The following is a 2,514-nucleotide window of genomic DNA, read 5'->3' as shown; positions in this document are numbered from 1 at the left end:
CCCCGCCGCCGCTGCACGCCCTGCGCAGCCGCGCCGCGGCCGTCGCGGGCATTGGCCTCACCGTGGGCGCCTGCGCATGCTTCGCGGTACTGGACGCCACCACCAAATGGGTCAGCGCCGCCGTGCCGCTCTTCATGGCGCTGTGGCTGCGCTACCTGTTCCAGGCGCTGCTGACCACGGTGTTCGTGCTGCAGCGCGAAGGCGTTGCCGTGCTGCGCACCACGCAGCCGCGGTTCCAGGCGCTGCGCGCGGTGCTGTTCGCCGCCACGAGCCTCTTCGGCTTCATCAGCATCCAGCACCTGCCGCTGGCCGAGTTCACCGCCATCGTGGCGGCCACGCCGCTGTGCGTGACGGTGGTGGCGGCGCTGTGGCTGCACCAGCGGGTGAGCGCGCCGCGCTGGGCGCTCGTGGTCCTGGGGCTGGCGGGCACGCTGGCCATCATCCGCCCGGGGGGCGAGGCCTTCACCTGGGCCATGCTCTGGCCGCTGTGCCTGCTGGCCACCGGCACGGGCTACCAGGTCATCAGCAGCAAGATGGCGGGGCACGAGAGCCCCGCCACCACGCAGCTCTACACCGGCTGGCTGGCCGCGGCGCTGGTGTCGGTGGGCGTGCCGTTCACCTGGACCGCCATCGCGGACCCATGGCTGTGGGCCGGCATGTTCGCCATGGGCCTGTCGAGCGCCGTGGGGCATATGCTGCTGCTCCAGGCCTATGCGCGCACGACGCCGGTGACGATCGCGCCGTTCCTCTACAGCCAGATCGGCTTCGCGATGCTCGCCGGCTGGCTGCTGTTCCGCCATGTGCCGGACGCCTGGTCGCTGGCGGGCATCGCGGCCATCGTGCTCAGCGGGGCCGCCAGCGCCTGGCTCACCGTGCGCGAGACGCGGTAGCCCCTGCCTTCCCCGTGACTTCGCAACGGAGGTCGGGCCGAGGCGTGACGCCGCGGGTACTCAGTCGAGCTTGACGCCGGCGTCCTGGATCACGCGGCCCCATTTCTGCTTGTCCGCCACCAGGAATTCCCGGAACTGCCGTGGCGTGCTGCCGACGGGCTCCAGGCCGTCCTGCACCAGGCGCTGGGCGATCTCGGGCATGGCCAGCACCTTGGCCACTTCCTGCTGCACGCGCGCGATGGCCGCGGGTGGCGTGCCCTTGGCGGCGCACAGGCCCGTCCAGGTCACCGGGTCGAAATTCGGCACACCCGTCTCCGACACGGTCGGCACATCGGGAAAGCCGGGCAGCCGCCGGGCGCTGGCCACGGCCAGCAGCCGCAGCTTGCCCGAGCGCACGTTCGGCATCGAGCTGACCGGTTGGTCGAAGATCATCGACACCTGGCCCGACAGCACGTCGGCCATGGCGCTGCCGGTGCCCTTGTAGGCGATGTGCACGATGTCGATGCCCGCGCGCGACTTGAGCATTTCGCCGGCCAGGTGGCCACCCGTGCCGTTGCCGGACGACGCGAAATTGAGCTCGCCAGGCCTTTGCCGGGCGTACTGGACCAGTTCGCCCACGGTCTTGACCGGCAGCGCGGCATTCACCAGCAGCAGGTAAGGCGCGTTGGCGATCTGCGTGACGGGCAGCAGATCCGTCTCGGGATTGAAGGGCAGCGACTTGATCAGGTGCGGCTGGATCGACAGCGTGCCCGTGGTGCACATCAGCAGCGTGGTCCCGTCGGGCGGGGCCGACAGCACCGCCGAGGCGGCGATGTTGCCGCCCGCGCCCGGCCGGTTGTCGATCACGACCGGCTGGCCCAGGGCGTCGGCCAGCTTGGGGGCGATCAGCCGCGCGACGATGTCGTTGGAGCCACCCGGCGAGAAGCCGACGACGATGCGCACCGGCTTGGAGGGAAACGGGTCCGCGGCCCGCACGGCCGTGGCCTGCAGCGCGGCGGCCACTCCGAGTACCGAGGCGAGGGCGAGGAAGGGGCGAAGCGACAGGCGGTTCATGGCGATCCTTGGAACGGGGCGTGGTGGGACGGGACGGGGCGGAGCGGGAGACACAGTGGCCGAGGCATCAGGCGACCAGCGATGCACGGGCGCGGGCGATGCGCCGGCATCCTTCCAGCAGCTCGTCGGTGCCGGCGGCGAACGAGATGCGGAAATGCGTGCCGACGCCGTACGCGCTGCCCTGCAGCGCGGCGAGGTTTTCGGACTCCAGCAGGTGCAGGATCCAGTCGTCGCTGCTGCGGATAGGCGTGCCCTGGGGCGTGCGCAGGCCCCACAACGCGCTGCAGGAGGCGAACAGGTAGAAGGCGCCCTGCGGCCGGTGGCAGTGCAGGCCATCGATGGCGGTCAGCGCCTGCAGCACGGTATCGCGGCGCTCCTGGAAGATGCGCCGGCTCTGCGCCACGAAATCCTGCGGGCCCGTCAGCGCCGCCACCGCTGCGGCCTGCGCGATGGCGTTGGCGCCCGAGGTGCTTTGCGACTGCAGCTTGACCATGGCCTGGATGAGTTGCGCCGGCCCGGCCCCGTACCCGATGCGCCAGCCGGTCATGGCATAGGCCTTGGACACGCCGTT

Annotated in this window: 3 protein-coding genes; 1 reads left to right on the top strand and 2 read right to left on the bottom strand. The window is 71.2% G+C overall.

Annotated elements, in window-relative coordinates; all coding sequences use genetic code 11:
* Positions 1-11 precede the first annotated feature (11 nt).
* Positions 12-890: a DMT family transporter gene (locus AC27KI_RS22715; RefSeq protein ID WP_487090848.1), complete on the top strand. Its 879-nt coding sequence runs from the start codon at positions 12-14 to the stop codon at positions 888-890.
* Positions 891-950: 60 nt separating this feature from the next.
* On the opposite strand, the gene AC27KI_RS22710 is transcribed toward AC27KI_RS22715, so the two are convergent.
* The gene (locus AC27KI_RS22710) at positions 951-1,943 is read right to left on the bottom strand and encodes a Bug family tripartite tricarboxylate transporter substrate binding protein (protein ID WP_284431055.1); all 993 of its coding nucleotides are present in this window, start codon (positions 1,941-1,943) and stop codon (positions 951-953) included.
* Between the two features lie 67 nt (positions 1,944-2,010).
* A partial coding sequence (locus AC27KI_RS22705) for an aminotransferase class I/II-fold pyridoxal phosphate-dependent enzyme (RefSeq protein ID WP_487090847.1) occupies positions 2,011-2,514 on the bottom strand: 504 nt, incomplete at its 5' end.

This window comes from Acidovorax sp. KPB24-03, assembly GCF_057546605.1.
The sequence above is the reverse complement of the archived record's forward strand: the minus strand, read 5'-3'. Positions and strand labels throughout refer to the sequence as shown.